The organism is Verminephrobacter aporrectodeae subsp. tuberculatae At4 (assembly GCF_000193225.1).
GTDB lineage: Bacteria > Pseudomonadota > Gammaproteobacteria > Burkholderiales > Burkholderiaceae_C > Acidovorax > Acidovorax aporrectodeae.
In genome coordinates, this window is the sequence record NZ_AFAL01000161.1 from 1 (window position 1) to 872 (window position 872).

Annotated in this window: 2 protein-coding genes; both read right to left on the reverse strand. The window is 70.8% G+C overall.

Annotated elements, in window-relative coordinates:
* A partial coding sequence (locus VTU_RS0105475; RefSeq protein ID WP_010101650.1) for a phosphotransferase occupies nucleotides 1–403 on the reverse strand: 403 nt, incomplete at its 3' end.
* A gap of 80 nt (nucleotides 404–483) precedes the next feature.
* A complete protein-coding gene (locus VTU_RS0105480) occupies nucleotides 484–825 on the reverse strand; it encodes a hypothetical protein (protein WP_010101652.1) in 342 nt (113 codons plus the stop codon).
* Nucleotides 826–872: the final 47 nt, after the last annotated feature.

The following is an 872-nucleotide window of genomic DNA, read 5'->3' on the forward strand; positions in this document are numbered from 1 at the left end:
CGAAGCTGCGTCCGACCAGGTGCATGCGGGCCAGCAGGGCGCCCATGGCGGCGCAATGCGCGCCCTGCGGCGCGAGCTGGCTCTTGCCGCGCAGCTTGTTCACGACCGCGGCCGGCTTGCCGCAGACGCTGTGCAGAAGGTCGCCGTTCCTGTCGGCGCGCGGGTCGGGAACGGGAACGCCGCCCAGCGCCAGATGCTTCATCAGGTACAGGTAGAACGGCAGTTGCCCGGCGCTGAGGCGCTCGAACAGCGTCAGCACGAACTCGCCCTGGTCGCTGGTCAGAAAATAATTCGTGTTCTCGATTCCGCCCTCGATGCCGCGCAGTTCGAGCAATTCGCCCAATTGCAGATGGCACAGCAGCGCGCGCGCATCCTGGGGCGGGACCTCGGTGAAAACGGCCATCGCTTGGGGGGTCGAAGAAGGGTGGGGCAACCGGGAAACGGCACGCGGGAGCGCTGCGGCAGGGGCGCCGCGCGCGGGAGTCAGAAGGTCAGCAGGTTCCAGACGCGCGGGCCGGTGCCGGCTCCGAAGCGGTTGCGCGTGCCATCGGAGGACTGCACTTCGTAGCCGGGCAGGCCGCCGGCCTTGGGCTGCACGGAAATGCGCTGTGTCTGGCCGCCCACGCGCAGCTCATCGACCCGGCTACCGGCGTCTTCGATCTGGATGCGCTCGGTGCGCTGGCTGGTGCGCCCCGCGGGCGGCGCTGCGCTCGCGGGCGCCGTGCCCCGCGCGGTGTCGTCGGAGGCGAGGTCGGAAGTTTGGGCCGGGGCGGCGGTGCAGACCATGCCGAGCAGAAGAAGGAGGAGGAGGGGAACAGCGCGCATATGGCCGGGGATTGTAGGGCCGGCCGTGCGCGCAGCGCCCGCCCGGC